30 protein-coding genes and 1 pseudogene are annotated in these 26,862 nt (G+C 66.2%); 19 read left to right on the top strand and 12 right to left on the bottom strand.

Going from position 1 to position 26,862, the window contains the following annotated elements; all coding sequences use genetic code 11:
• Positions 1-46: 46 nt before the first annotated feature.
• Positions 47-1,336 (bottom strand): DUF3422 family protein, encoded by a 1,290-nt coding sequence (locus CFB24_RS05755; protein ID WP_088519645.1) that lies wholly within the window; start codon positions 1,334-1,336, stop codon positions 47-49.
• A gap of 103 nt (positions 1,337-1,439) precedes the next feature.
• On the opposite strand from CFB24_RS05755, the gene modA reads away from it, so the two are divergent.
• Both modA and CFB24_RS05745 read left to right on the top strand, forming a co-directional pair.
• Positions 1,440-2,249, top strand: coding sequence for a molybdate ABC transporter substrate-binding protein (gene modA, locus CFB24_RS05750; RefSeq protein ID WP_088519644.1), 810 nt, complete (start codon positions 1,440-1,442; stop codon positions 2,247-2,249).
• An 83-nt stretch (positions 2,250-2,332) separates the two neighbouring features.
• Positions 2,333-3,151: an SHOCT domain-containing protein gene (locus CFB24_RS05745; RefSeq protein ID WP_088519643.1), complete on the top strand. Its 819-nt coding sequence runs from the start codon at positions 2,333-2,335 to the stop codon at positions 3,149-3,151.
• Between the two features lie 16 nt (positions 3,152-3,167).
• Here CFB24_RS05745 and CFB24_RS05740 read toward each other — a convergent pair whose 3' ends face one another.
• Complete coding sequence (locus CFB24_RS05740) at positions 3,168-3,554, bottom strand: hypothetical protein (protein ID WP_088519642.1); 387 nt, start codon at positions 3,552-3,554, stop codon at positions 3,168-3,170.
• 202 nt (positions 3,555-3,756) lie between these two features.
• Positions 3,757-4,215 (bottom strand): nucleoside deaminase, encoded by a 459-nt coding sequence (locus CFB24_RS05735; RefSeq protein ID WP_088519641.1) that lies wholly within the window; start codon positions 4,213-4,215, stop codon positions 3,757-3,759.
• A gap of 125 nt (positions 4,216-4,340) precedes the next feature.
• Between CFB24_RS05735 and CFB24_RS05730 the strand changes: the two genes are divergently transcribed.
• The 7 genes and pseudogenes from CFB24_RS05730 to CFB24_RS24045 all read left to right on the top strand — a co-directional run bounded on the left by CFB24_RS05730 (position 4,341) and on the right by CFB24_RS24045 (position 9,892).
• A complete protein-coding gene (locus CFB24_RS05730; RefSeq protein ID WP_088520088.1) occupies positions 4,341-4,766 on the top strand; it encodes a DUF2267 domain-containing protein in 426 nt (141 codons plus the stop codon).
• 52 nt (positions 4,767-4,818) lie between these two features.
• Positions 4,819-6,471 (top strand): pseudouridine synthase, encoded by a 1,653-nt coding sequence (locus tag CFB24_RS05725; RefSeq protein ID WP_088519640.1) that lies wholly within the window; start codon positions 4,819-4,821, stop codon positions 6,469-6,471.
• Complete coding sequence (rsmD, locus tag CFB24_RS05720) at positions 6,471-7,049, top strand: 16S rRNA (guanine(966)-N(2))-methyltransferase RsmD (RefSeq protein ID WP_088519639.1); 579 nt, start codon at positions 6,471-6,473, stop codon at positions 7,047-7,049. Before CFB24_RS05725 ends, rsmD begins: the two co-directional genes overlap by 1 nt.
• A 15-nt stretch (positions 7,050-7,064) precedes the next feature.
• Complete coding sequence (locus CFB24_RS05715) at positions 7,065-8,525, top strand: Stf0 family sulfotransferase (protein WP_088519638.1); 1,461 nt, start codon at positions 7,065-7,067, stop codon at positions 8,523-8,525.
• Positions 8,526-8,682: 157 nt separating this feature from the next.
• A complete protein-coding gene (gene rpsU / locus CFB24_RS05710; RefSeq protein WP_088519637.1) occupies positions 8,683-8,916 on the top strand; it encodes a 30S ribosomal protein S21 in 234 nt (77 codons plus the stop codon).
• A 139-nt stretch (positions 8,917-9,055) separates the two neighbouring features.
• A pseudogene (locus CFB24_RS05705) lies at positions 9,056-9,673 on the top strand (tetratricopeptide repeat protein); the annotation flags it as partial.
• Positions 9,674-9,688: 15 nt separating this feature from the next.
• A complete protein-coding gene (locus tag CFB24_RS24045; RefSeq protein WP_425332095.1) occupies positions 9,689-9,892 on the top strand; it encodes a tetratricopeptide repeat protein in 204 nt (67 codons plus the stop codon).
• An 81-nt stretch (positions 9,893-9,973) separates the two neighbouring features.
• On the opposite strand, the gene CFB24_RS05700 is transcribed toward CFB24_RS24045, so the two are convergent.
• Both CFB24_RS05700 and CFB24_RS05695 read right to left on the bottom strand, forming a co-directional pair.
• Positions 9,974-10,198, bottom strand: a complete 225-nt coding sequence (locus CFB24_RS05700) for a DUF2093 domain-containing protein (protein WP_088519635.1) — start codon at positions 10,196-10,198, stop codon at positions 9,974-9,976.
• A 57-nt stretch (positions 10,199-10,255) separates the two neighbouring features.
• Positions 10,256-11,671, bottom strand: a complete 1,416-nt coding sequence (locus CFB24_RS05695) for a serine/threonine protein kinase (RefSeq protein WP_088519634.1) — start codon at positions 11,669-11,671, stop codon at positions 10,256-10,258.
• A gap of 110 nt (positions 11,672-11,781) precedes the next feature.
• On the opposite strand from CFB24_RS05695, the gene CFB24_RS05690 reads away from it, so the two are divergent.
• Positions 11,782-13,002 carry a 6-phosphofructokinase gene (locus tag CFB24_RS05690; protein WP_088519633.1) on the top strand — a complete coding sequence of 407 codons (1,221 nt, stop codon included), beginning with the start codon at positions 11,782-11,784 and terminating at the stop codon, positions 13,000-13,002.
• A 53-nt stretch (positions 13,003-13,055) separates the two neighbouring features.
• Here the strand turns inward: CFB24_RS05690 and CFB24_RS05685 are convergent, their stop codons facing one another.
• Positions 13,056-14,045, bottom strand: a complete 990-nt coding sequence (locus CFB24_RS05685) for a glycosyltransferase (protein WP_088519632.1) — start codon at positions 14,043-14,045, stop codon at positions 13,056-13,058.
• A gap of 109 nt (positions 14,046-14,154) precedes the next feature.
• On the opposite strand from CFB24_RS05685, the gene CFB24_RS05680 reads away from it, so the two are divergent.
• Positions 14,155-15,306, top strand: a complete 1,152-nt coding sequence (locus tag CFB24_RS05680) for a UDP-galactopyranose/dTDP-fucopyranose mutase family protein (RefSeq protein ID WP_088519631.1) — start codon at positions 14,155-14,157, stop codon at positions 15,304-15,306.
• An 82-nt stretch (positions 15,307-15,388) separates the two neighbouring features.
• Positions 15,389-15,763, top strand: coding sequence for a COG4315 family predicted lipoprotein (locus tag CFB24_RS05675; RefSeq protein ID WP_088519630.1), 375 nt, complete (start codon positions 15,389-15,391; stop codon positions 15,761-15,763).
• A gap of 48 nt (positions 15,764-15,811) precedes the next feature.
• On the opposite strand, the gene CFB24_RS05670 is transcribed toward CFB24_RS05675, so the two are convergent.
• Positions 15,812-16,930 carry an S-(hydroxymethyl)glutathione dehydrogenase/class III alcohol dehydrogenase gene (locus CFB24_RS05670; protein WP_088519629.1) on the bottom strand — a complete coding sequence of 373 codons (1,119 nt, stop codon included), beginning with the start codon at positions 16,928-16,930 and terminating at the stop codon, positions 15,812-15,814.
• A gap of 126 nt (positions 16,931-17,056) precedes the next feature.
• Entirely contained in the window at positions 17,057-17,293 is a 237-nt protein-coding gene (locus CFB24_RS05665; protein ID WP_088519628.1) for a hypothetical protein, read from the bottom strand.
• Positions 17,294-17,436: 143 nt separating this feature from the next.
• Here CFB24_RS05665 and CFB24_RS05660 point away from each other — a divergent pair, with 143 nt between their 5' ends.
• From CFB24_RS05660 to CFB24_RS05630, 7 genes are all read left to right on the top strand, one after another.
• Positions 17,437-18,345, top strand: coding sequence for a quinoprotein relay system zinc metallohydrolase 2 (locus tag CFB24_RS05660; RefSeq protein ID WP_425332296.1), 909 nt, complete (start codon positions 17,437-17,439; stop codon positions 18,343-18,345).
• A 291-nt stretch (positions 18,346-18,636) separates the two neighbouring features.
• Positions 18,637-20,439, top strand: coding sequence for a lanthanide-dependent methanol dehydrogenase XoxF5 (xoxF5, locus tag CFB24_RS05655; protein WP_088519626.1), 1,803 nt, complete (start codon positions 18,637-18,639; stop codon positions 20,437-20,439).
• Positions 20,440-20,642: 203 nt separating this feature from the next.
• Positions 20,643-21,125, top strand: a complete 483-nt coding sequence (locus tag CFB24_RS05650) for a c-type cytochrome, methanol metabolism-related (RefSeq protein WP_425332097.1) — start codon at positions 20,643-20,645, stop codon at positions 21,123-21,125.
• A 4-nt stretch (positions 21,126-21,129) separates the two neighbouring features.
• Positions 21,130-21,972 (top strand): quinoprotein dehydrogenase-associated putative ABC transporter substrate-binding protein, encoded by an 843-nt coding sequence (locus CFB24_RS05645; RefSeq protein WP_088519625.1) that lies wholly within the window; start codon positions 21,130-21,132, stop codon positions 21,970-21,972.
• Positions 21,969-22,505, top strand: a complete 537-nt coding sequence (locus CFB24_RS05640; RefSeq protein ID WP_088519624.1) for a PQQ-dependent catabolism-associated CXXCW motif protein — start codon at positions 21,969-21,971, stop codon at positions 22,503-22,505. The genes CFB24_RS05645 and CFB24_RS05640 overlap by 4 nt, the downstream gene beginning before the upstream one ends.
• Positions 22,506-22,557: 52 nt before the next feature.
• Complete coding sequence (locus tag CFB24_RS05635) at positions 22,558-23,352, top strand: quinoprotein dehydrogenase-associated SoxYZ-like carrier (protein WP_158255128.1); 795 nt, start codon at positions 22,558-22,560, stop codon at positions 23,350-23,352.
• Positions 23,353-23,462: 110 nt separating this feature from the next.
• Positions 23,463-24,215 carry a DUF1236 domain-containing protein gene (locus CFB24_RS05630; protein ID WP_141098365.1) on the top strand — a complete coding sequence of 251 codons (753 nt, stop codon included), beginning with the start codon at positions 23,463-23,465 and terminating at the stop codon, positions 24,213-24,215.
• A 42-nt stretch (positions 24,216-24,257) separates the two neighbouring features.
• Here the strand turns inward: CFB24_RS05630 and CFB24_RS05625 are convergent, their stop codons facing one another.
• The 4 genes from CFB24_RS05625 to CFB24_RS05610 form a co-directional block, all read right to left on the bottom strand.
• Entirely contained in the window at positions 24,258-24,611 is a 354-nt protein-coding gene (locus CFB24_RS05625; RefSeq protein ID WP_170068142.1) for a hypothetical protein, read from the bottom strand.
• A complete protein-coding gene (locus CFB24_RS05620) occupies positions 24,607-25,263 on the bottom strand; it encodes a hypothetical protein (protein WP_141098364.1) in 657 nt (218 codons plus the stop codon). Before CFB24_RS05620 ends, CFB24_RS05625 begins: the two co-directional genes overlap by 5 nt.
• Positions 25,264-25,323: 60 nt before the next feature.
• Complete coding sequence (locus tag CFB24_RS05615) at positions 25,324-26,028, bottom strand: response regulator transcription factor (protein ID WP_088519620.1); 705 nt, start codon at positions 26,026-26,028, stop codon at positions 25,324-25,326.
• A gap of 219 nt (positions 26,029-26,247) precedes the next feature.
• A complete protein-coding gene (locus CFB24_RS05610; protein WP_088519619.1) occupies positions 26,248-26,853 on the bottom strand; it encodes a hypothetical protein in 606 nt (201 codons plus the stop codon).
• Positions 26,854-26,862 lie beyond the last annotated feature (9 nt).

The raw sequence follows: 26,862 nt of genomic DNA, 5'->3' as shown, positions 1-26,862 counted from the left end.
AAGGTAAGGTCCCCGCGTTTTGGCGCGAGGACCTTGGCGCCTTCAATCACTCCTCGAAGTGCCGCTTGCGGATTTGCCGCACCGTCCACCAGACGAAACCGGCGATAAAGGGGATGGCCGCGCCGGTCCACACGGTCGGGTTCAGTTGCGCTCCGGCTTCATGGGCGCCTTCGAGAACCTTGAGCAGCACGCTGGAGATATAATAGGTGATCGCGGCGACGGACAGGCCTTCCACCGTCTGTTGCAGGCGCAGTTGCAATTGCACGCGCTCGCCCATCTGGCGCAGCAGGTCGCCGTTTTGTTGCTCCACCTCGGTGTCGACGCGCGTCCGCAACAGTTCGGCCGCGCGCGAAAGCTTGCGCGACAGGTCGGCCTGGCGGCTCTCCACATTGAAGCAGGTGCGGATCGCCGGCTGCAGGCGGCGGGTGAGAAAGCCGTTCCAGCTGGGATAGTCGGGCAGGGCGGTTTCGTCGATCGCCTCCAGCCGCTCCTGCACCAGATCGTTATAGGCGTGGGTGGCGCCGAACCGATACAGGCTGAGGGCGGATTCGGTTTCGAGTTGCGCGGCCAGCCCGGTGATTTCGTCGAGCAATTCGCGGTTCTGCGCCACGCCCTTGGACTGGTTGAGCGTGGCGAGCAGGCGCGGCAGTTTCGTTTCGATCTCGCGCATCGACGGCCCGAGCCGCTGCGCTTCCGGCAGGCCGAGCAGGGCCAGGGTGCGATAGGTCTCGATTTCCAGCAGCCGCTGCGTCAGGCGTCCCGAGGCCATCGCCGGCATCGAGCGGTTGATGACGACGAGGCGCACGAAGCCGAATGTGTCGGGCGCGAAATCCGAGGCGATCAGGGCGCGGCCGTGGTTGGCCTCGCTGACCGCCGGCTGCAGCGGTTCAAACACCTGGCTTAGAATGGCCGGGTCGGTGTCGCCGGACAGCAGGTGCAGGTCGGCGGCGACCAGCAGCGGGCCGGGCTGCGGCAGCAATTGCACCTTCTGCATGAGGGCGGCGGGCGTGGGGTCGAACAGGTTTTCCTCGCCGGAGAATTCCCAGCTGTGGGTGACGAATTCGCCGTGCCGCTCCCAGGTCAGGCTGACGCCCGCCATCTCCACCCGATATTGCCGCGCCGTGGCGTCCGGCCCCGGCAAGCCCCTGGCCAGGGCGGCCGAAACGACGGCTTCGCGGTCGGCTTCCGCCTGTCCGGAGTCCAGCAGGAAGCCGAAATGCAGAACGCGCGCAGGGCTTTCCAGAGGACGTGTCGGTCTGGCGTGCAATTCGCCCAAAATTCGGGCGCGTAATTCATGTTGTTTGAATGCCGCGGCGCCCAGGTTTGCTTCCAGCATACTATCCTCTATGCGATAAAGCTTTTACATATTGGCTTGCGGCCACGCGTGCGGCGCCGCAAACCCCTTATGCCATGAAACCAGTTTAAAGGATAATCCGTCCATGCGTTTCTCCAGCTTTCTCCCTGGTTTTCCGCGCGGCTTTCTGCTCGCCCTGACGCTGGCGGCGACGCCCGCCTTGGCGCTGGACTCCGCGCCGCCGGCCGCCGCGACCTCCAGCCTCACGGTGTTCGCCGCCGCCAGCCTGAAAAACGCGCTGGGCGAGGCGAGCGCCGCCTGGAAGGCCAAGACCGGCGAGGACATCGCCGTGTCCTACGCCGCCTCCTTCCCGCTGGCGCGGCAAATCGAGGCCGGCGCGCCCGCCGACATTTTCATCGGCGCCGATGAGGAAAGCATGGATTATCTGGCTGGAAAGAAGCTGGTGAACCCTGAGAGCCGCAAGGATTTCCTGTCCAACGACCTTGTGCTGGTCGCGCCGACCGCCGGGCCCGACAAGGTGGAGCTGACCGCCGCCGCGGTGACCGGCGTGCTGAAGGACGGTCGTCTGGCGATGGGCGATCCGGCCAGCGTGCCCGCCGGCAAATATGGCCAGGCGGCGCTGACCAAGCTCGCCATCTGGGACTCGGTGAAGGATCATCTGGCGCTGGCCGACAGCGTGCGCTCGGCCTTGCTCTACGTCTCGCGCGGCGAAACGCCGCTGGGCGTGGTCTATCTCACCGACGCCAAGGCGGCGGCCAAGGAGACCAAGGTGGTCGCCACCTTCCCCGAAGCCAGCCACGCGCCGATCCGCTATCCGATCGCGCTGACCGCCGCCGCCAAGGCGTCGGCCGGCAAGTTTCTGAGCTGGCTGGTCGGGCCGGAGGGCGCGCCCTTCTTCAAGAAGCAGGGGTTCGGCGTGCTCACCGCAAAATAAGCCGCAAAGTCCGCCCCCGCGCGAATCTGTGTATCGCGCGGGGGCGATGTGCTTTACGGTCGGCTGCGACACAGGAGCGCGCCATGGAATTGACCCCGCAAGCTCGCCAGATCGTCGAATCCCTCGCCCAAACCCATGGCGTGAGCGTCGGCGCCGTCGAATCGCTTTTGTACGCGGTGGCGGCAGGGCAGGGGACGCAGGCGCAGTTCAATCATCCCGAACTCGGCGGCATGGGACAATGGTCGCAGGGCGGGATGATCATGGTCGGCGACATGTTCAACCAGGGCCTGAAATACAAGGTCGGCGCCCTGTGCGACGAATTGTCGGGCCTGTTGCGCGCCCAGCCCTTTGTTCCCGCGCCACAGCAATCCCAGGCGCAGGGATGGGGGCAGAGCCAGCAACAGGGATTTGGACAGGCCATGGGCCAGGGCGTCAGCCTGTTCGTCCAGGGCGGAGGCTTTGGCTCGGGCTGGCCGGCGGAACTGGGGACGCCGACCTCATCCGGCGCGCAAAACGACATGAGCTACGCGTTTTTTCCGTCGACCCGCCGTCTGGCGATCCGCGTCGGCGGCGAAACCACGATTTACGACACCGGCGACCACATGATCGGCGGCGTGTCGCAGCAGCAGAGCGGCGGCGCTTCGCTCACCTTCACCAGTCAATATGGTCTGGTGCGGCTGGCTGACTTGCCCGTGGTTGGGCCGGTCGCGCGCGACCGCGGAGACTCGGGCGTCGCGGCGCCGTCCGCCGCCCCGCCCGCGGCGCCTTCGGGCGCCCCGACTTCGGGCGCCGCCGTCGACATATTTGGTCTGATCGAAAAGCTCGCCGCGCTCAGGGATAAGAATATCCTCACCGATGAGGAGTTCGCGGCGAAGAAGACGGAATTGCTGAGCCGCCTTTGAGACAACGGTCGGCTGCTCAGTTGCGGTGTTGGCTGTGGAAGGGCGAGGCTTCGCTCAGGCGCGTACGAAGATAAAACAGCGCCATCTCGACGCCCATCTTCCCGTCGGACGCGAACAGCGCCAGCGGTGAGCGCCAGTGGAACGGCGCGTCGGCGATTTGTTCGCGCAGCCAGGCCACAGTGGCTTCGGGGGTGCGGAGGAATTCGAGCGCGGCGGTGATGGTTTCAAGCGCCAGGATCGCCCGCGAGGGGTCGCGCGTCTCCCCAAACAGGAGCGAACGTTCGTGTTCGGCCAGGCCGACCAGATTTGCGACCTGGTCGAACGCGTGGGCGATGGCTTTATCCTCCATGGCTGTATTGAACGATGCTGCGGCGGCGTGAATCGCGGCGATGAGCTTGTTCATGGGATTCGTCCTTCACGAAAAAGGACAGGACGACGCAAGGAGACGCCCACATTCAGCATTCCCGAATCTTTCACGGCAAGAGTGTTGGCATTATCAAAAACAAGAACATTGCGTTTGCGATTCAGGAGCGGCGCCTGCCGCACGCGCCCCAACGGGTTAGCGTTCCGAGCTTGTCTGGAGCTTTAAACGCGGCTGGGCCTGATCAGCGTTTCGACCGGAAGAAATCGCGCAGGAGCGCGGCGGCTTCGCTGGCGCGGATGCCGCCATAGACTTCGGGACGGTGATGGCAGGTCGGTTGCGAGAAGAAGCGCGGGCCGTTCTCCACCGCGCCGCCCTTGGCGTCGTCGGCGGCGAAATACAGCCGCCGCAGCCGCGCGTGGGAAATCGCCCCGGCGCACATGGCGCAGGGCTCCAGCGTCACATAGAGGTCGCAGCCGGTCAGGCGCTCGTCGTTCAGTTTTCGCGCGGCGGCGCGGATCGCCAGCATTTCCGCATGGGCGGTCGGGTCGCGGTCCTCCAGCGTGCGGTTGCCGGCGCTCGCCACAATCTCGCCGTCCTTGACGAGGCAGGCGCCGATCGGGGCCTCGCCGCGCGCGGCGGCGGCGCGCGCTTCCGAAAAGGCGCGGTCCCAGGCGGCGTTCAGGCGGACGGTTTGCGACACGACGCACTCACAGGTTCGACAGGGCGGGGGCGGCGAGTTTCGCGGCAAAACGGGCTGACGCGCAAGAGGTTGGGTTGTTGCGGGCGGCGCGGCCCGATAGGCTGCGCGGGATGGCGGAGCCGCGCATGCCCATTCCGATGGACTATCAACACGCCTCCGAGGATTTCGAACGGTTTCTCGGCGAGGTGGTCGCGCGAACCGGGTTGACGACGCGCAACCAGGCCTTCACCACGGCCGAAGGCGTGCTGCTGGCTTTTCGCCGGCGGTTGCCGCCGCGCGACGCCCTGCGCTTCGCCGGGGCGCTGCCGCCGGTGCTGCGCGCCATTTTCGTCGCGGATTGGGATATGGACGCGCCGCGTCCGGCCTTTGGTGGGCGCGCGGATTGGACGCGGGACGTTCGGGCCCTGCGCCAGGATCACAATTTTTCCCCCGACGGCGCGGTCGCCGAGGTCGCGGCGGCGTTGCGCGCCTGCCTCGGCGATTCGCGGCTTGACGCCGCCTTGGCGGGGATGCCTGCGGAGGCGCAAGATTTCTGGTCGGTCGCGCCCTGAAACTCCGAGCAAAACGCTTCGAAAAAATCCGCGCCTCTGTTATCAGAGCGGAATGACAAGCGACAAAGACAAGAATTTCGGCAAGAAGCCGGCGAAGCGCCCGCCTGCGCGCGGCAAAGTGCTGGAGGCCAAGGCCTTTGAGGGCGAGCGCATCGCCAAGGCGATGGCCCGCGTCGGCCTGTGCTCGCGCCGCGACGCCGAGGAGTGGATCGCCGCCGGCCGCGTGTCGGTCAATGGCAAGGTTCTGGACACCGCCGCGCTGAACGTCACCGAAGCCGACACGGTTCTGGTGGACGGCAAGCCGCTGGCGGCCCGCGAGCGCACCCGGCTGTTTCTGTTCCACAAGCCGCGCGGCCTCGTCACCACCGACCGCGATCCCGAGGGCCGCGCCACCGTGTTCGACTATATCGCCGAGCACAATCCGGACCTGCCGCGCCTGATGTCGGTGGGGCGGCTCGACATCAACACCGAAGGTTTGCTGCTGCTGACCAACGACGGCGGCCTCGCCCGCGTCTTGGAATTGCCGGCGACCGGCTGGCTGCGCCGCTATCGCGCCCGCGCCAATGGCGAGACCGATCAGACCCGGCTCGATTCGCTGAAAAACGGCGTGACCATCGAGGGAATCGATTATGCGGGCGTCGAGGCTCGGCTCGACCGCGTGCAGGGCGCCAATGTCTGGATCACGCTGGGGCTGCGCGAAGGCAAGAACCGCGAGGTCAAGCGCCTGCTCGAACATTTGGGGCTGGCGGTGAACCGGCTGATTCGCTTGTCCTACGGCCCGTTCCAGCTCGGCGAATTGCCGGAGGGGACGGTCGAGGAGGTCAAGACGCGGGTGCTCGCCGACCAGCTCGGCGAAAAGCTGGCGGCGGAAGCCAATGTCGATTTCGAGGGGCCGGTGATCGACCGGACGCCCGAGCCCGAGCCCGAGCCGTTCGCCCGGGGGCCGAGGCCGGCGCGCCCCGCCGAAAAGGTGCGGCCGCATCGCGCCGCCCCGGATGAGCCGCGCGCGGGCGTGCGGAAGGCGGGAGCGGACGCGCGCAAGCCGGGGACGGAAAAAGCCGGGCCGCGCAAACACGTGTCGGCGTTGCGCGACGACCGCGCCAAGGCGGTGAAGGGGCCGCGCCGCCGCGTCGAGACCGGCGCCACCGCCGACCGCAACGGCCGCGCCGTCACGGTCGAGCGCGTCAGCGTGGCGCGCAAGCCGGACCTCGCGCCCGACAACCGCAACGCCCGTCGCTTCCGCGCCGAGCGCGAGATGCAGGCCGCGCCCGAGGGCAAAAATTTCTCCGCGCGCGGCGAGGCGGGCGAACGCAAGTTCAGCCGTCCCCGCGCTGAGGGCGGCCGCGATTTCAAGCCGCGCGAGGAGCGCGGCGGCAGGTCGTTCGGCGCTTCGCGTGGCGAGAGCGGCGGCGAGCGGCCCTTCAGCCGGCCGCGGGGCGAGGGCGGCGGCGGCCGGGACTTCAAGTCGCGCGACGACCGCTCGCGCGAGGACCGGGGCAAAAGCTTTGGCGCGCCGCGCGGCGAGGCGGGCGAGCGCAAGTTCAGCCGCCCGCGCAATGAGGGCGGCGGCGACAAGAAATTCGGCGGTCCGCGCGGCGACGCCGGAGCGGCCAAGACGTTCCGCCGTGGGCCAAAACCTGTGGGCGGCGCGCCGGGCAAGCCCGGCAGGCCCGGCGGCGGACCCAAAGGGCCGCGTAAGAGCTGATGCGGATCGTCGGCGGCCGCTTCAAGGGCCGCGCGCTGAACGGTCCGCGCGGGGAGGGGATTCGTCCCACCTCCGACCGGCTGCGCGAGAGCCTGTTCAACATTCTCGCCCATTCGTACGGCGATCCCGTTCCGGGCGCGCGGGTGATCGACCTGTTCGCCGGCACGGGCGCGCTGGGGCTGGAGGCCGTGTCGCGCGGCGCGGCCTTCGCGCTGCTGGTGGACGACGGCGCCCAGGCGCGCGCGCTGATTCGCGAAAACGTCGAGACCCTGGGACTCGGCGGCGTCACGCGGATTTTTCGCCGCGACGCGCGCCGGCTGGGCGAGGCGCCGCCCGGCCCGGCCTATGATCTCGCTTTTCTCGATCCGCCCTACGATCGCGGCCTCGCCGAGCCGGCGCTGACCGCGCTGGCGCGCGGCGGCTGGCTCAAGCCCGATGCGCTCGTCGTGGTGGAGGAGGCCGTCGCCGCCATGTTCGAGCCGGCCGCCGGCTATGACGTTCTTGAACGTAGGGATTATTCCGAGACCGAGCTGATCGTCTTGCGCTTTTGCGGCGGCGGACCCATCATCCCGGTTTGAATTGCGGTTCGGCCGATGAGTTCTTGCGCGAAGTCCGAAGCACAATCCTCCGGCGTCGAGGCGGGCGGCGACTGGCGCGCCGCGCTCGACATTTTGCGCGAGGTCGGGGCGTTGGCGCATCTCGACGCCATCGCCAGCCGGCAGCCGATCCGAATCGCCTGCCGCCCGCAGGACGACGCCTTCCTCCGCGACTCATTGCCGCATGCGCTGTCGCCCATCGAGGCGGCGCGTCTGGCGCCCGGCGCCTGCGTGACGCTCGATTGTTTCCCGCTCAACGAATCCGCGCCGCGCCGGGCCGGCGCCCCGCCGCCGCCGCGCCTTGGCGCCGACGGGCTCGCCCTGTTTCTCAGCCACGGCGACCGGCTGCCGGCCGAGCGGCCCGCCCCGCTGTCGCGCCGGCGCTATTACCTGTTCAGCACGCCCCGGTCCGGCAGCACCTATCTCAGCGCGCTGTTATCCTCGTCCGGCGCGCTCGGGACGCCCGGCGAATTCATCAAGGACTGGCTGAAGCCCTATCTCGCCGCCTCCGGTCTCGGCCTGCCCGCCCTGTTCGACCTGCTGCACGGCTACAGCCAAAGCGGCAATGGCGTTTTCGGCGCCAAGACGATCATCAACGACCTGTTCGCGCTGCTGCCCGAACATGACGAAGCGTATTTTTCCGAAATCCGCGACAAGCCCTGTTATTTGCTGGTGCGCGGCGACAAGGCGGCGCAGGCGCTGTCGAACGTGCGCGCCAACAGCCTGTCGCTTTATCATGTCTATGCGGCCGATCTCGACTCCGCCGCCGCCCGGTTGCGCGACTTCCGCGCCTCCGTCGCCGATCTGTTCGAAAAAGAGCGTTGGCTGCTGCGGCAGGAGGCGGATTTCATCGAACTGGCGCGCAACCGGGGCGTGCGGCTGCGTTTGATTTCTTATGAGGCGCTGGCCCAGAGTCGCCAGGCCGCCCGCCTGATCGTCGAGGGCATCGCCGCCGACCTCGGCGTGACCGAGACGTTGCGGCCGCCGAGCACCGATCTGGTCAAGATCCAGGCTTTGTCCGGCGACGACGGTCTGGACGCCTATCGGGCGTTTCGCAGGGGCGCCGTGCTGTGCTCGACCCGGTCCGAACCGCATCTCGGGCTGGCGCTCGGCCAGGGGTGGGGGCGCGTCGAGGCCTGGGGCGCCAATGCGTTGGCCGAGGCGCGAGAGCTGGAGATCGTCGCGCCGCGCGGCGCCCGGGCGCAGGCCGTGGAGTTGCTGTTGTCGTTCGAGGACCGGCGCCCGCCGGCGGGACTGGCCGCCGATGGCGCGCCCGTCGCGATTCGCGACCCGGCCGCCCGGCCGGCGCATTGGCGGCTATTGGCGCCGATGGGCGACACGCAGAGGCTGCGTCTCGCCCTGGAGGCCGGGCTGGTGAAAATCCAGGAGGCGGTGTTCCACCGCACGCCCCCGGATGAGGCGGCGCCCGACGGCCCGCCGACGCTGTCGCCCGCCTGAACCTCTGCAAACGCGCTGGACAGCCGTGCGGCTTTCTGTTATCGGAACCGCCAACGGTACGGCGCTCCGCAAGCGTCCGAATTTGCTTTCACAATCCGGCTTTCGGGCCCAGGCGTTTATACGCTGCGGCGGAGGCCTCTTTATACAGGATGACGGCGTGCAGGTTCTGGTTCGCGACAACAATGTCGATCAAGCGCTGAAGGCGCTCAAGAAAAAGATGCAGCGCGAAGGTATTTTTCGCGAAATGAAGCTGCGCGGCCATTACGAAAAGCCGTCCGAGAAGCGCGCCCGCGAGCAGGCAGAGGCCGTTCGCCGCGCCCGCAAGCTGGCCCGCAAGAAGCTGCAGCGCGAAGGTCTGCTCCCGGTCAAGGCAAAGCCGGCTGCCCGCTGAGACGGCGGGTTCGTCGTCAGTCAGGCGCCCGCGCCCTCCGGCTGCGGGCGTTTTTGCTTTTGCCTCTTGTCGCCGCGTTTCCGCCGCAATCTCGACTTATGCGGTCGCGCTTGGCGAATTTCCATGCGGATTGCACAAAATGGCCCGATTTGGTTCTCCTTTGATCGCGCTCGCGGTATTGACCGCGCCGCTCGCCGGTTGCGAGTCGATGAGCGGAGTGTCGACGCGGGCTCCCGCTTATGCGGAAATGTCCAAGGCCGATCCCAAGGCGGTGGAGGCCAATATCGAATCGCTCGACGCGGTGGTGGCGAATCACCCCAGCGATCCCGAGGCCTACAACACGCGCGGCGTCGCCCTGGCGAAAATCGGCCAGTACGCACGCGCCATCGGGGATTTCAGCCAGGCCATCAAGCTCGATCCGCGCCACGCCGCCGCCTACACCAACCGGGCCTTGGCCGAGCGCCAGACCGGAGCCAATGAGGCGGCGCTGACCGACTTCTCCCACGCCATCGAATCCAACCCGAATCACGCCCCGGCCTATCTTGGCCGCGCCAATGTGCTGCGCGCCCAGGGGCGGCTCGACGACGCCCTGCGCGACCTAGACCAGGCGATTCGGCTTAATCCGGAAAACGCCCAGGCGTTTCATGCGCGCGGCCTGATTTATCAGAAGAATGGCGACAACGCCCGCGCCGTGAAGGATTTCGACAACGCCATCGACCGCGATCCCTTCGCCGCCGCGCCCTATCAGGCCCGCGGCCAAAGCCAGCTGGCGCTGGGCAAGGCGGACAAGGCGATCGAAGACTTCAACGCCGCCCTCAACGTCGACAATCGCAATGCGGAAGCCTGGGCGCTGCTCGGCCTCGCCTATGAAAAGAAGGGCGACCGTCGGCTGGCGTCGGAAAACTACCGCCGCGCGCTGTCGCTGAACGGCGACCAGCCGTTGGCGCGCCAGGGGGCCAGCCGCGTCGGCGGCTGAGCCTTCGCGGGCGGGATCGAATTTTATAAGAATTAGTTCATGAGCCCCGCCGGGCGTCGCCCGGCGGCTAAGGGTGCTCGCTTACTTGATCTGGCCGAGCTGTTTCATGCGCAGGATCTTGGCGTCCGGGCTGGCGTAAGCCTCCTGGCGATCGACGTTCCAATAGGTCAGACGGTCGAGCGGGATCTGCGCGCCGGTTGCGGCGCAGACCACGAAAGCGCCCGGCTTCCGCACGCGAAATTCGCCGTCGAGATAATCCACATCCGCCGCGCCATTCGGCGGCGGGCGGCGGTCCAGCCGATTCATCGCCCCAGTCTCCCTGAATTGCTCAACCCATGTAATGCCGTCGCGGTCCGGCTTCAATCAAATTCCAAGCCCTTCGCCCGGCTCGGTCGCATCTGTCGCGGCTCCGGGCGGGGGCGGCCGCAGCAAAGTGACGGCGCAGGGGGCGCGCGCGGCGATTCGCTCGGCGACCGGCCCGAGGCCGGAACCGCCCGGCAGAGGCGCGCGCGCGAGCAGCAGAATGTGATCGACATGGTTTTCGCGCGCGAAATCCAGCAAGGCGTCGGCCGGGCGGTCGGTCTCCAGCACATGGACCGTGGCGCGCGCCTGCGGCAGGGCGAGGCTCTCGGTCCAGCGGCGCAGTTCGACCAGCCGCCGCCGGTGGGTTCCGTCACTCGCTTCGCCGGAGGGGCGCCGGGGGATCGCCGTGACGCAGGCGAGCCGCGCTTCGGGCGTGGCGCGCATCAGCCGCCCGGCGTGGCCGCGCAGCAGATCGGTCGCGGCGAGCCCCGCCGAAAAATCCACCGCCGCCATCACGATGGGCGCGCTGGCCCGCCGCGTCGCCAGGCTTTGCGGAAAACGCGTCGGGGCGAGTTTCAGCGCCCACCAGCGCCGCCGCACCTTAAGCCATGAATCGGCCTTGCGCTTGTCGGCGCGCGCGGTCAGCGCGATCTGCTCGGGGGCGGCCAGGGCCAGCGCCAGTTGCGCCGCCGAGGCGACGCGCTTGGCGGCGTCCGGCTCCAGGCAATGCAGGACGGTCTCCTGCAGCCAGGGCGGGCAGTCCGGCCGCAGGGCGCGCGGCGGCGGGGGATCGCGCCACAGCCGCCGCGTCAGCCCCCTGCGGCTGTGGGGGATGCCGAACGGCCGCGCGCCGGTGAGCAGAAAGTAGAGCAGGACGCCCACGGCGAAAATGTCGCTGCGGGGATCGCTGCGGTCGCGCAGGATTTGCTCGGGCGCGAGATAGGGCGATGTGCCCAATGGCACGCGGAATTCCTCGGCGAGCAGGTCCGGCAGATGCTCGTGCCGCGACAGGCCGAAGTCGATCAGCGTGTAAACGCCGTCGGGGCGGCGGATGACGTTGGACGGTTTGACGTCGAGATGCAGCACGTTCTGGGCGTGGAGCGCCGCGAGCGCCTGGGCGAGGCCGCGCCCGACGGCCAGAATTTCCTCGATCGGCAATGGCCGCGCGCCGACGCGGCGCAGCAGGCTGTCGCCCTCGACCAGCTCCATGGCGAGATAGGGCCGCCGGCTGAAATCGCCGGAAGCGATGAAGCGCGGCGCGTGGGGGCCGCGCAGCAGCGGGAGGATCATCTGCTCCATCTCGAAGCCGACGAGGGCGCTGGCCTCGTCGCGCCCGACCGGCGCCTTGAGCGCGACCGGCGGCGACATGTCCTCGCGCGTCGCCTTCCAGATCTCCGCCATGCCGCCGACATGCAGGCGCTCGACCAAATGAAAGCCGTCGAGCGCGTCGCCGGGTTGCAGGGGGGAGTCGGTCATGAGTCTGGCGCTCCGGCGCGATCAACTTAAATGCAAAAATGACGTTGGGGCCGCTGATTTCCGCTCAAACTTGGGCTAGAACGGCGCATCTAACATGCGCGGAGGAAATTATGACGACGCCGACCAAGATTCTCGTGGCCCAGGGGGGCGGCCCGACGGCCGTCATCAACCAGTCGCTGGCGGGCGTCGTGCTCGAAGCGCGCAAGTTCCCGCAGGTGGCGAAGGTTTACGGCGCCCATCACGGCGTGCGCGGCATCGTCAACGAGGAACTGCTCGACCTCACCCAGGAGACCAGCCACAATCTGGAAATGGTCGCCCGCACCCCGTCCTCGGCGCTCGGTTCGACCCGCGACAAGCCCGACGCCAAATATTGCCACGAAATCTTCGAAGTCTTGCGCGCGCATGAGATCGGGGCCTTTTTCTATGTCGGCGGCAACGATTCCTCCGACACCGTGCGCATTGTGGCGGAAGAGGCCGAAAAGGCCAATTATCCGCTGCGCTGCCTGCACATCCCCAAAACCATCGACAACGACCTCGTCCACAACGACCACACGCCGGGCTTCCCCTCGGCGGCGCGTTTCGTCGCGCAGGCCTTCGCCGGCGCCAATCTGGACAATGCCGCGCTGCCGGGCGTCTATGTCGCGGTGGTGATGGGCCGCCACGCCGGCTTCCTGACCGCCGCCTCGGCGCTGGGCAAGAAATTCCCCGACGACGGCCCGCACCTGATTTATGTGCCGGAGCGCACCTTCGACGTCGATCAGTTCCTCAAGGACGTCAAGTCGACCTATGACCGGCTCGGCCGTTGCGTGGTCGCGGTGTCCGAAGGCATTCACGACGCCTCCGGCGCGCCGATCATCACCAAGCTGGCCAGCCAGGTCGAGCATGACGCGCATGGCAACGTGCAGCTGTCCGGCACCGGCGCGCTGGCCGACCTGCTGTGCGAGGAAGTCAAGAACAAGCTCGGCATCAAGCGCGTGCGCGGCGACACGTTCGGCTATCTGCAACGCTCGTTCATCGGCTGCGTCTCCGACGTGGACCAGCGCGAGGCGCGCGAGGTCGGCGAAAAGGCCGTGCAATACGCGTTCTGGGGCGAGACCAACGGTTCCGTCACCATCAAGCGCACCGGCTTCTATTCGGTGGACTACGAACTGGCGCCGCTGCGGGCGGTGGCCGGCAAGACCCGCGTGATGGACGACGCCTTCCTGAACGAGGCCGGCAATGACGTGACCGACGCGTTCCGGCTCTACCTGCGCCCGCTGCTGGGTTCGGGCATGCCCGACGCCTTCCGGCTGCGGCCGAACGCGGTGCCGAAGGTGCTGAACAAGGATTGATTTTTGAGGCCCCGGAAGCGATGAGTTTCCGGGGCTTTTTCAACGTGGCGCGATCACCGTTTCCACGGCAGCAGTTTTTTCGACAGTTTCGGCCAGACCGGCGGCTTTTGGTGCAGCGTCTCGCCGCCGAGAATCTTTTCGTAGAGACGCAGGTAGCCCTGCGCCATTTGTTGGGAATTGTAGGTTTCGCGCGCGTAATCGTGCAGTTTCTTGCGGTCGAAGCGCAGGTCGCGCACGGCGCGGGCCAGTTCGCCGCAGGAATCGCTCAAATAGCCGAACTCGCTTCCCACCAGTTCCGGCAGCGCGCCATAGGGCGTGGAAAACACCGGGCAGCCGAAATAAAGGCTCTCGGTCACCGCCAGGCCGAACGGCTCGTGCCAGCGCATCGGGAAGATCAGGCCGCGCGAGGCGTTGAGCGCCGCGAATTTTGGGGCGCCGCCGACCATGCCATGAAAATGGGCGCGGCGCGTCAGGGTGATGCGGAAGCCACGGCGGAAGTTGAAGCGGTCGCCGCCGAGGATGTCGATGTCCACGCCCGCCTTCTTCGCCACGTCGATGGCGCCCTTGACGTTCTTGGCGCGCCATTCCGCCTTGCCGAGAAAATGGAAGTTTTCACGCGGCGCCATCAAATCGACCGGGCCATACGCGTCCCAGTTCAGGCCGTTGAGCACGTAAACGTCGGATTGGTGGCGGCGGGCGTGGTCGGCGGAGACGAAATTGCAGTTGAGCGGACGGGTTGGATTCTTGTTGTAATTGCCGTGCTCGGTCATCAGATAGGGCCGGCCGAACGCGCGGTCGAGGTCGAATTTCGGCTGAAACTGGAAATGCGTGATGTCATAGCCGGCGGGTATCTGCGGCAGCAGATCCTGCTCGGGGTCGAAGGTCAGGACTTCGCCGAAATCGCAGCTGGAGCCGGGCGGGGTGAGAAACGCGATCTCGTGGCCGAGCCGATGCAGTTCTTGCGCGAGATCCCAGATCACGCGTTCCGTACCGCCATAGGCGAAAACCGGGACCGTCGCCCAATTGACGAAAAGAATGCGCATGTCCAGAACTCCACAGCCTCGCGCCGGGCTATAGAGCAAAGCCGCCGAAATTGCCATTTCCGCGCCGGCGGCTTAATGGGCGCAGGAGTGCGCGCGGCGAGGAAGAGTGATGAGATATTGCATTGTCGGCGCCGGATTTTCCGGCGCGGTGATTGGGCGGGCCTTGGCCGAGGCCGGCCACAAGGTTTTGGCGATCGACGATCGCGCCACATTGGGCGGCAATTGCCATTCCGAGCGCGACGCCGAAACCGGCGTGATGGTCCATATCTACGGGCCGCACATTTTCCACACCGGCAATGAACGCGTCTGGGACTATGTGCGCCGGTTCGGCGACTGGATTCCCTATAACCATCGGGTGCAGGCGGTGTCGGGCGGGCGGGTGTTTTCGCTGCCGGTCAACCTGCTGACCATCAACCAGTTCTTCAACAAGGTGATGAGCCCCGCCGAGGCGCGCGCCTTCATCGCCGCGCAGGCGGAAAAAATCGCGGAGCCGAAGAATTTCGAGGAACAGGCGCTGAGCATGATCGGCCCCGACCTCTATCGCGCCTTCTTCCGCGGCTACACCCGCAAGCAATGGGGCGTCGAACCGACGCAATTGCCCGCGTCGATTCTGAAGCGCCTGCCGGTGCGCTTCACCTATGAAGACAGCTATTTCGCCCATCCCTATCAGGCCATGCCGCGCGAGGGCTATACCGAGGTGGTCAAGGCGATCCTCGCCGTGGATGGCGTGGAGCTGCGGCTTTCGACCCGGTTCGAGGATGTGGACGAGAAATTCGCCCATGTGATCTACAGCGGGCCGATCGACCGCTATTTTGATTACGAGTACGGCCGGCTCGGCTATCGCACGCTGGATTTCGAGCGTTTCACCCACCGGGGCGATTACCAGGGCACGGCGGTGCTGAATTATTGCGACGAGGAGGTTCCGTTCACGCGCATCACCGAGCACAAGCATTTCGCGCCGTGGGAGCGCGACAAGCTCGAAGGCTCCGTGCTGTATCGCGAGTTCAGCCGTCTCTGCGGGCCGGAGGACATTCCCTATTATCCGATCCGCCAGACCAACGAGGAGGCCATGCTGCGCCGCTATGTTTCGCGCGCGGAATCGACGGGTGGCGTGAGCTTTGTCGGACGCCTCGGCTCCTATCGCTATCTTGACATGGACGTGACCATCGCCGAGGCGCTCGACGCGTCCAGCCGGATGATCGCAGCGATTCGGGACGGGGCGAAACTACCGGCTTTCTTTGTCCCGCCGCTGGGCGCCTGAAGAAAAATTTCCATTCGCCGGGAATAAAATCGCGCGCGAAACGTATTTCCTCCACGGTCGCAAGGGACCGTGGAGGATAGCCATGTTGAAGAAGACACTCGCCATCGCCCTTATTTGCGTGGCCGCTCCGGCCTTCGCCGATCCCGTCGGCATGGGCAAGACCGCCAAGGGCGACACCCTGGTCGATCCCAAAGGCATGACGCTCTACACGTTCGACAAGGATACGGACGGCAAGTCCGCCTGCACCGGCGTCTGCGCCACCAACTGGCTGCCGCTCACCGCGGCCGCCGACGCCAAGCCCACCGGATCCTGGACGGTGATCGACCGCGGCGACGCCAGCCAAAACAAGCAATGGGCCTACAAGGGCAAGCCGCTCTACACCTGGTCGAAGGACACGGTTCCCGGCGACATCGGCGGCGATGGTTTCAACGGCGCCTGGCATGTGGCGCAGCCCTGAACCGTTTTGCGCGGCGCGACGTTTCGTCGCGCCGTCAAGCTCGCCCGCTCAGTAAATCACCACCGACCGGATCGATTCGCCCTTGTGCATGAGGTCGAAGGCGTCGTTGATCTTGTCCAGCGGCATGGTGTGGGTGATGAGATCGTCGATGTTGATCTTGCCCTCCATGTACCAATCCACGATTTTGGGCACGTCGGTGCGCCCGCGCGCGCCGCCGAACGCCGAGCCGCGCCAGTTGCGGCCGGTGACCAACTGGAACGGCCGGGTCGAGATTTCCGTGCCCGAGGGCGCGACGCCGATGACGATCGACGTGCCCCAGCCGCGATGGCAGCATTCCAGCGCCTGCCGCATGGTGTGGACATTGCCGATGCACTCGAACGAGAAATCCGCGCCGCCGCCGGTGACGTCCACGATGGCCTCGACCACCTTGTCGCGGCCGACGTCGTCGGGGTTGATGAAATGGGTCATGCCGAATTTTCTCGCCATTTCGACTTTGCTGGGATTGAGGTCCACGCCGACGATCTTGTCCGCCCCGACCATGCGCGCGCCCTGGATCACATTGAGGCCGATGCCGCCCAGGCCGAACACCACCACATTGGCGCCGGGCCAGACTTTTCCGGTGTAAACCACCGCGCCGATGCCGGTGGTGACGCCGCAGCCGATGTAGCAAATCTTGTCGAACGGGGCGTCCTCGCGCACCTTGGCCACGGCGATTTCCGGCAGCACGGTGAAATTGGAGAAGGTCGAGCAGCCCATATAATGGAACACCGGCTTGGCGCCGCTGTCACAGGAGAATCGGCTGGTTCCGTCGGGCATCACGCCCTGGCCCTGGGTGGCGCGGATCGACGTGCAGAGATTGGTGCGTTGCGACAGGCAGCTCTTGCACTGCCGGCATTCCGGCGTGTACAGCGGAATCACATGGTCGCCCGGCTTGACCGAGGTGACGCCGGCGCCGACCTCGCGCACGATTCCCGCGCCCTCATGGCCGAGAATGGCCGGAAACTTTCCTTCCGAATCGAGCCCGGACAGGGTGTAGGCGTCGGTATGGCAGACGCCGGTCGCCATGATTTCGACCAGGACTTCGCCCGCCTTCGGACCGTCGAGGTCGATGGTTTCGATGGTCAGGGGAGCTTGGGCTTTCCAGGCGACCGCTGCGCGCGTTTTCATGAGTCTGACCTTTGCTGGAGGGGTTGTTCCCCGCCATAAAAGGGTAAGCCTCACGACGAAGCAACGACGGCCCGGCTCCTTAAGAGCAATTTCAGAAACGCCCCGTTGCCCGCGTCGAAACCCGCGTTATTTTTGCAGCAGCAGCGCCGCATGCGCGCTCTTGCGGCACAGCGTTTTCACATAGAGCGTTTCGCCAATGCCTTCGCGCAGGGCGCCGCGGGCCACCGCCTCCTGCGAGCCGTGCATGCAGGCGAGTTCGCTTTCCACATGGGTGGAGATCACATCCACCGCATGCGCCTCGTCGCAGGCCTGCGGCGGGGTGGAGAGCTGACACACGAGGATGATGGCTGTGAATGCGGACATATCGCTTTCCTTTGCGCGAGACGACAAGGTCTCCTGAGGCCACGCTACGCAATGCGTCGTCGCCGTCCGGCCAAGCGGCGCATGACCACAAGGCGCGGCGCAGAACAAGGGCATTCCTCTCTGTCAGTCTCGCAGCTTTTGTTATCCTGAGGCTTGACGTTTTCTCGCCGGCTTGCGCCGGGACGGAGAAAACGCCGCCGTCCGCTGCTGTTGAAATCGCGCCGGGGGCGTTCGTGCTGCCGGGCGTCATTGCTCTGGCCAACGAGCAAAACGCGGGCCAGATCAGCAACTCCGGCTTTATCGTCGGCCGCGATGGCGTGGCGGTCGTCGATACAGGCGGCAGCATGACAGCAGGCAGACGATTGCTTGCGGCGATCAGGGCCGGAACCAATCTTCCCGTGCTTTATGTCATTTTCACGCATGGCCATCCCGACCACGCGCTGGGCGCCGCCGCCTTCCAGGACGGCAATGCGGTTTTCGTCGGTCATCGCGCGCTGCCCGAAGCGCTGGCGAGCCATGGCGAGGATTATTTGCGCGCGACCCGCGCGCTGGTCGGCGAGGCCAATTTCGCGGGAACCCGCATCGTCGCGCCGACCTTGCTGGTCGATGGCGAAACGGAGCTGGACCTCGGCGGCCGCAAGCTGAAGCTGGAATCCTGGCCGTCGGGCCACACCAATTGCGATCTCACGGTCACGGATGAGGCAAGCGGCGCCATTTATTTGGGCGATTTGCTGTTTTCCGGTCACGTTCCAGCTTTGGACGGCAATCTGGCGGGATGGCTCGCCAATCTGGCGCGGCTGCGGGCGCGATCCGCCGCAATGGTCGTTCCCGGCCATGGGCCGGCCGCGATGGCCTGGCCGCAAGCCGCCGACGCCCAGCTCGCCTATTTGCGCCGTCTGCGCGACGATGTGCGCGACGCCCTGGGCAAGGGAGAAACCCTGCGGCAGGCGGCCGGCGCCGCCGCTGCGTCCGAACGGTCGAACTGGCGGTTGTTCGACGATTTCAACCCGCGCAACGCCACCACAGCCTATCATGAACTGGAATGGGATTAGAATATGTGGCGCCGCAACATGAAATCGGCGACGCTTCTAAGTCAAATCTAATGACCGGCGCGATTTTGCCATGTTGCCGGCGCCTCGCGCACAGATTAGCTTTTTCCAGTCATAAACATAATGACCATGCTCAAGCGCAGCTGAGACTGTGCGTTTCACAAGTTCTGCTGGCGGCGGCATAGAAAAGCAAAAGAACCCGAACCACACCGACGGCGACGACCTCGCCGCGGGCGCGGTTGGGCGTTGTCGGAGGCCCGTTGAACGACGGGCTGTGGCACTGGAGGCAAACCCATGAAGAGGCTCGTCACATCTCTTATTTCGGTCAGCGCCCTCGCGCTGAACGCTACGGCCTTCGCCAATGAATCCGTAATGAAAGGATCGCAGGACCCCAAGCAATGGGTCATTCAGGCGGGTACGTACGACAATCAGCGTTATTCCAAGCTCGATCAGATCAACGAAACCAACGTCGGCAAGATGGCGCCGGCCTGGAGCTTCTCCACCGGCGTTTTGCGCGGCCATGAAGGGTCGCCGCTGGTCGTCGGCGACATCATGTATGTCCACACGCCGTTTCCGAACATCGTCTATGCGCTCGACCTCAACGACGAGGGCAAGATCATCTGGAAATACGAGCCGAAGCAGGACGCCAATGTCGTGCCGGTGATGTGCTGCGACACGGTCAATCGCGGCCTCGCCTACGCCAATGGCAAGATCTTCCTGCATCAGGCCGACACCACCGTGGTGGCGCTCGACGCCAAGACCGGCAAGGTGACCTGGAGCGTCGTCAACGGCGATCCCAAGAAGGGCGAGACCAACACCGCCACGGTGCTGCCGGTCAAGGACAAGCTGCTCGTCGGCATTTCCGGCGGCGAATTCGGCGTGCAATGTCACATCACCGCCTATGACATCGAGAGCGGCAAGAAGGTTTGGCGCGCTTATTCCACCGGGCCGGACGACCAGATCCTGTTCGATCCCGAAAAGACCACCTCGCTCGGCAAGCCGGTCGGCAAGGATTCCTCGCTCAAGACCTGGCAAGGCGACCAGTGGAAGACCGGCGGCGGCTGCACCTGGGGCTGGTATTCCTACGATCCCAACCTGAATCTGGTCTATTACGGCTCGGGCAATCCCTCGACCTGGAACCCGAAACAGCGCCCCGGCGACAACAAATGGTCGATGACCCTGTTCGCCCGCGACCCCGACACCGGCGTGGCCAAATGGGTCTATCAGATGACCCCGCATGACGAGTGGGATTATGACGGCGTCAACGAAGTGCCGCTGGTCGATCAGAAGATCGACGGCAAGGATCGCAAGCTGCTGGTGCATTTCGACCGCAACGGCTTCGGCTACACGCTCGACCGCACCAATGGCGAGCTGCTGGTGGCGGAAAAGTACGATCCGGCGGTGAACTGGGCCAGCAAGGTCGATATGGACAGGTCCAGCCCGACCTATGGCCGGCCGCTGGTGGTCGCCAAATATTCGACCGAGCACAATGGCGAGGACGAGAATTCGCAGGGCATCTGCCCGGCGGCGCTCGGCTCCAAGGACGAGCAGCCCGCCGCCTTCTCGCCCAAGACCGGCCTGTTCTACGTGCCGACCAATCATGTCTGCATGGATTACGAGCCGTTCCGCGTCAGCTATACGCCGGGGCAGCCCTATGTCGGCGCGACGCTCGCCATGTATCCGGCGCCCGGCGGCGCAAATATGGGCAATTTCATCGCCTGGGACGCCACCAAGGGCAAGATCGTCTGGTCCGACCCCGAACAATTCTCGGTCTGGTCGGGCGCTCTGGCCACCGCCGGCGACATCGTGTTCTACGGCACGCTCGAAGGCTATCTGAAGGCCGTGGACGCCAAGACGGGCAAGCTGCTCTACAAGTACAAGACCCCGTCCGGCATCATCGGCAATGTGATGACCTACCAGCACAAGGGCAAGCAATATGTGGCCGTGCTGTCGGGCGTCGGCGGCTGGGCCGGCATCGGCCTCGCGGCGGGCCTCGCCGATCCGCACGCCGGTTTGGGCGCGGTCGGCGGCTATGCCGCACTCAGCAACTACACCGCGCTTGGCGGCACGTTGACGGTCTTCGCCCTCCCCGATTGACCGTCGGGCCGCCCATCTTGCCGGGCGAGCGCAAGCCTGCCCGGCATTTTGCTTCCGACATCGCGCAACGTCTTGCGAGCCCGGCTGGTCAACGCCGGGAGAGCCTGTGCGCCGCAAAGCCGATTGGACTCATTGTCGTGACTGATTTCGCCGAACACTCCAAAAGCCGCCGCGCCGGGAAACGTCGCCGTGTCGTCCTGCTGCTGGCGCTCTGCGCGGCGGCGTCTGGCGCCGGCGCCGAGCCGCGCGCCGCCGCCTCCAGCCAGGACGGGAAATATTTCGACGCCGAGGGCGAGCCGACTTACAAGGTTGACGCCAGCGGCAAGGTGGACTGGTACACCTATTCCGGCTTCCTGCGCTACAGCGCGGAATGTCTGCGCTGCCACGGTCCGGACGGGCTGGGCTCGTCCTATGCGCCGGCCCTGGCCGATTCCTTGAAAAAACTGTCTTACGCCGATTTCCTCTCGACCGTCGCCAACGGCCGCAAGAACCTCGAAGGCGGCCAGGAAAAGGTGATGCCGACGCTCGGGCTCGACAAAAACGTGATGTGCTTCATCGACGACATCTACGTCTATCTCAAGGCGCGGTCGGACGAGGCGGTGGGCCGCAACCGGCCGCCGGCGCACGATCCCAAGCCCAAGGCGTGGGAGGACGCCGAAAACGCCTGCATGGGCGCGCCGAGCTGACGCCATGGCTTTGCGCGCGATGGGCGCCGTCGCATTGGCGCTGATTTCGACGGTCGCGCTCGGGCAGACGCGGCCGGATCTGGTTTCGCGCGACCGGTTGCGCGTCTGCGCCGACCCCGCCAACATGCCGTTTTCCGACAAGGCCAAGGCGGGGTTTGAAAACCGGATCGCCGAGATCGTGGCCGACGAGCTGAAACTGCCGCTCCGCTATTTCTGGATGCCGCAGGGGCCGGGGTTCGTTCGCAACACGCTGGGCGAGGGCATGTGCGACCTGATCGTGGGTTACGCCTCCGATTCCGACGTGGTGGATCATTCCAACCCCTATTACGCCTCGACCTATGTGCTGGTGTCGCGCGCCGGCTCGGGGCTGGACAACGTGCAAACGCTCGACGATCCCCGTTTGTCGCACATCAAGCTTGGCGTGATCGCGGCGACGCCGCCGACGGACCATCTGCTGCGGCTCGGCCTGCTCGAAAAGGCCAGGGCCTATGCGCTGCTGGTGGACCATCGCTTCGCCTCGCCCGCCGAGGAGGCGGTCCACGACGTCGAGACCGGCGTCACCGACGCGCTGGCGATCTGGGGGCCGCTCGGCGGTTATCTGGCCAAGAAGGCGCCGAAGCCGCTGGCGGTCGCGCCGCTGCGCGCGGACCGGCGGCCGGCGCTGGCCTATCGCATCGCTTTCGGCCTCAGGCGCAACGAAATTGAATGGAAGCACCGGCTCAACGACGTGATCCGCGCGCGAAAACCAGAGATTGAGGCGGTGTTGCGAGATTATGGCGTGCCGCTGGTTCCGATCGAGGCGGCGCCGATCGGGCCGAGCGTCCAGGGCGGGGAGGGCGGCGAATGAGGGCGGGATTTACCGGCGCGCTCCTGTTCCGCCTCACGCTCGCGGCGGGGGCGGCGCCGGCCGAGCCGCCATCCTATCGGCTCGACGATTATCAGGCGCCGGTTCCCGCGACCCTCAACGGGCGGCCCGCGCTGACCGTCGCCGAGGCCAGGGCGCTGTGGGAGGGCAAACAGGCGCTGTTTCTCGACGTGCTGCCGCATCCGCCGCGCCCGGAAGGGCTGATGGCGGGGACCGTGTTTATGGAAAAACCGCATCTGTCGATCGCGGGCGCGATCTGGCTGCCCGAGGTGGGGCGCGGCGAACTGGCCGCGACGACCGAAACCTATTTCCGCCAGTCTCTCGCCGCGCTCACCGGCGGCGATAAATCGCGGAAGATCGTCATCTTCTGCAAGCGCGACTGCTGGATGTCCTGGAACGCCGCCCGTCGCGCGCAGGGTTACGGCTACACCTCCGTGCTTTGGTACGCCGACGGGATCGAGGGCTGGCGCGAGGCCGGCCTGCCGACGCAGGACATCAAGCCCTATGGGAGCTGACCGGGCGAACCCGAGGTCGCCGAACGCGTTGTTCTGGCTGGGAGAAGACGTCATGCCAAGCCGCCGCCTTATGCTGCAATGCGCCTTGCCCTTGCTCTGGACCGTGGTGGCGCAAGCCGAGAGCGGGCCAAGCCAAGACACCTGGACCGGCCTCAAGCCAATGTTTTTCGGCGACCGGACCATTGACGAGGCGCCGGGCTATGTGGCGTTGGAGGCGCCCAAGCGCGCGGAGGACGCCGCGCTCGTGCCGATCGACCTCAAATTCCCCCGGCGTGAAACAGGCGACCGCGTGGTGGCGGCGACTGTGATCGTGGACGAGAACCCGTCGCCGCTGGCGACCACGCTGCGGCGCGGCGCGCTCGACGGCGCCTTCGATTTCGGGTTGCGGCTGCGGGTCAATTCCTATTCCTACGTCCGGGTGATCGCCGAGACCGAGACCGGCGCGCTGCACATGGCCAAGGCGTTCGTGAAGGCGGCGGGCGGCTGTTCGGCCCCGGCCTCCAAAGACCCGGAGGAGGCCACGGCCAATCTCGGCAAGATGAAGTTCCGCAGCTTCGCCGGGCAGGGCATGGCCGAGGCGCAGGCGATGATCCGCCATCCCAATTATTCCGGCATGCAGATGGACCAGATCACCCGCCTGTACACGCCGGCCTGGTATGTGACGCAGGTGGCTGTGCGCCAGGGGGACCGCCTGTTGTTCTCGCTGGAGAATGGCATTTCGCTCAGCGAGGACCCGACCTTCCGCTTCACCTATGCCGCCAACGGCCAGCCCGTGCGCATTGAGGCGAAGGATTCCAAAGGCGCGGATTACGCGCAGACCTTTTCCGCCGACGGCGCCGCCTACTGACGCCGTTCGGAGCGGATTTATTGAGCAATTTCTGCGGTTAAGCTGAATGCGCCGGCGGAACTTCTGGCAAGCTTACGATTTAATCCCCCACAAACTGTGTGGAGGAAAACATGCGTAAGTCATTCCTGACGGCGACCGCGATTGTCAGCCTCACGCTGGCGCCGGCGGTCTGGGCTCAGCAAAGAGGCGAGGGCGGCGGGGCCGCGCCGGGCGCCGGGGGCGCTCCCGGAGCTGGCGCGCAATCTCCGGGCGGGTCGCATGGCGATATGCGGTCGCCCGGCGGCGAGTCCGGCGGTCCGCGCGGCGAAGCGCCTCAGCCGGGCGGCGGCATGCGTCAGGGCGCGGGCGATGACATGCGCGGCGACAAGGCGAAAGGCGCCGAACGCGACCGGGGCGACGCCAGCAAGGGGGCCGAGCGCGACCAAAACACAACAAAGGGCGCGGAACGCGACCAAGACAAAACAAAAGGCGGGGAACGCGACCGCAACGACGCCACCAAGGGCGCGGAACGGGATCGCGGCGAAACCACCAAAGGCGCGGAGCGCGACCGCGACGCACGCGAACCGGGCCAGCGCGAGGGCGCCCGCGAGCATGGCGGCGGCGCCGCCAGCCTTTCGACCGAGCAGAAGACCCGCGTGCGCAGCGGTTTCCACGGCGCCAGCGTGCGCGAGGCGCGCGATATCGCCATCACCCATGTCACCATCGGCGCCAGCATTCCGCGCAAGGTGGTCGAATATTGGGAGCCGGTGCCGGCCTCCATCATCGAAGTCGTCCCGGCCTGGCGCGCCTACAAGGTCGTGCGCGTTCACGACGAAATTCTCGTGATTGATCCCGATACTTTTGAGATCGTCTATATTCTCTGACGACAAAAGCCGCCCGCGTCCCGCGCGGGCGGCGGGCTCGCGTCAGTAGAAGCACCTGATTTCGCCTTCGGCCTGGGCGCGGCGCAGATCCGCCACCATTTCCTCGAAATTGGCGGCGCGGAACATCGAGGCCTGCCGCCCGACGCCCAGGCGCATCGACAGCACCGTTTCGGCCTCGACATAGCGGTCGTAGGGCAGGATCGAGGCGATCACGTCGATGGAGCAGGCGCATTTTTTCAGCGCGTCGGGCGTCTGCCCGTTGGCGGCCATGCAGGCGAACACATAATCGGCCCGCGCTTCCGTCGGAAAATCATTGGCCGGGGCCTGCGCCAGGGCGGCGCCGGCCCAGGTCCAGAGCAGCAGCAAGGCCGACGCCTTGACGGCGGTCGCCTTAATGCTTGCCGGCATAGCGGGTGGTCTCCTCGAACAGCACGTCGCCTTTGGCGTCACGCGCGGCGATGTCGATTTCGGTGATTTCGCCGGGCGCCGCCGCCGACACCCGGAACGTGTAGGTCAACGTGTCCAGCCCGTGCATCCGCGCCTTGTGGGGATCGTTCTTGAACGGCGCGACCTCGACGCGCCAGCCGTCTCCCGCTGAATCGGGCGTGGCGGCGGCGTCGCGCAGGGCGAGCCGGATGGCGGTCTTGATGTAGCGCGGATTGGCCTGGAACACGGCGGCGAGACGCTGCAGGTTCTCCTCCAGCATCAGACTGAGCAGCGGATTGCCGCTCATGTCTTCAAACGGGCCGGCGGCGCGGCGGCGCTCGGCCGAAAACATCTCCACCGCCACCTTCTTCTTGTCGGGGGCGGCGCCCGGCTCGACGCGCAGACCGATGCGGTCGTCGAACGACGGCCCGAACAGATTGGGGTCGGCCGAGCGGAAGCTGTAGCTGTAATCGACGCCGTCGCCGGGCTTGAGCGCCTGCAATTGCGGGCGCTCGAACAGAATGTCGGCAGCGGAGGGCGGCTCCTGCGCCGCCGAGGCGGCGCCGGCGACCAGCGCGCAGGCCAAAGCCGCCGCGCCGCACACGGATGAAAGTTTTCGCATGGGAACCTCGGTGGGGCGCGCCCGTTTGACGCGCCGATATCGGGACGGGGGTTCAGGCCCTCAGCGCGCCGCGCATTTGTAGCCGTTGATGTCCAGCATGAAGCCGCGCCCGCGCACCGTGCTGATGAACGGCCCGCCGACGCGGGTGATCTCCGTGAATTTGGTGCGGAGATAGCCCAGATAGACGTCCACCACATTGAGCGAGGTGCAGCCCTGGTCGCCCCAGAGCTGGTCATAGATATCGCCCCGGCACACCGGCTGGTTGGCGTTGTCCATGAGAATGCCGAGCAATTCCGACTCGCGCTGGGTCAGGCGGATATGCACCTTGCCGAAATGGGCCTGCCGCGTGTGCATGTCCAGGATCAGCTGGCCCACCTTGCGCCGCTCGCGCGCATCGTCGGAGATGGCGCGGTGCATCAGATGCGCCCGCAGCCGCTCGACAAACTCATCGAAGGCGAACGGCTTGGCGATATAGTCGTCCGCACCCGCCATAAGACCGTTGGCGCGGTCGGCCGGGTCGCGGCGGTCGCTCAGGAACAGGATCGGCTCGGTGCGGCCGTTGCGGCGCATGGCCCGACAGGTTTCGAGGTCGCTGCCGTCGGCGGAAGGCGTGTCGAACACCACCGCGCACGGGTTGAGCGCCTTGACCGTCTCCACCGGATCTTCCGCCTGTTGGACGAAAGTGACGTCAAATCCTTCGGCCTTCAGGCCTTCGGCGAGCAGCCCCCCGGCAACCAAATCATTCTCGATGATCAGAACATTCATGTGTCATGCCCTGCAGTGCGCTTCCTCCCGCATCCTTGGGTCTGACGCCCGGATTGCGGCGATGGCGAGAGTATGTTCTCCCGCATCGTCAAACAACGAAATAAATTTCCTTCTGTTCCGCTGAAGCCGCCAAATCTTATTATTTTATTCTTAGAAACAACTGTTTCTCAAATGAAAGCGGTTGTCTTTCAACAAATTGTCTCTAAGAACTGGTTTCGCTCACAATTTTTCTTGAAGGGCGCGCGCCAGGGCGAAGGCGCGTTTTTCCAGCAGCACCGGGCTTTCGCAGACATAGGTCAGCGCCTGCGCGCGGTCGTCGAAAATCCGCTTGTCCCATTTGAGTTCGGGATGCGCCTTTTCCAGCGCCTCCGGCGTGGTGATGTCGCCCTGTCCCTGGCTGTCCTGCGCGTCGGCGGCCTTGTCGGCGTCGTCTCGCACGCGCGCCGCCAGCGCCTTCTGCCCGCGCGCATAGCGGGCGATGGAGGCCATCACCTTGGCGCGCTCGCTGTTGATCAGGTCCAGCGTTCCCTCGAAAACCAGGGTGAGGCGCTTGTCCTTGTCGGCGCCGGCCTGGTTGGCGAAGGCCGCGATCAATCCTCCGGCTTCGTCAATCGGGGTGCGGCGCGAGGCCAGCTTGCGCGCCAGAGCGGCGGCCGCGTCGTCGTCCTCCCAGCGGCCCTGCGCCTCCGGTCCGGCCCAGATCGCGGCGCGGCTGATGGCGCCGGTGCGGCGCTGCGGGCAAGGCCAGTCCTCGTCGGCGGGCGGGCCGCCGGCCAGGGCGGGCGAAACGAGCGCGAGCAGGAGCAGGGCGGACAATCTGGGCATGGCGGTCGC

The sequence above is a fragment of the Rhodoblastus acidophilus genome, from assembly GCF_900187365.1.
Lineage (GTDB): Bacteria > Pseudomonadota > Alphaproteobacteria > Rhizobiales > Beijerinckiaceae > Rhodoblastus > Rhodoblastus acidophilus.
The sequence above is the reverse complement of the archived record's forward strand: the minus strand, read 5'-3'. Positions and strand labels throughout refer to the sequence as shown.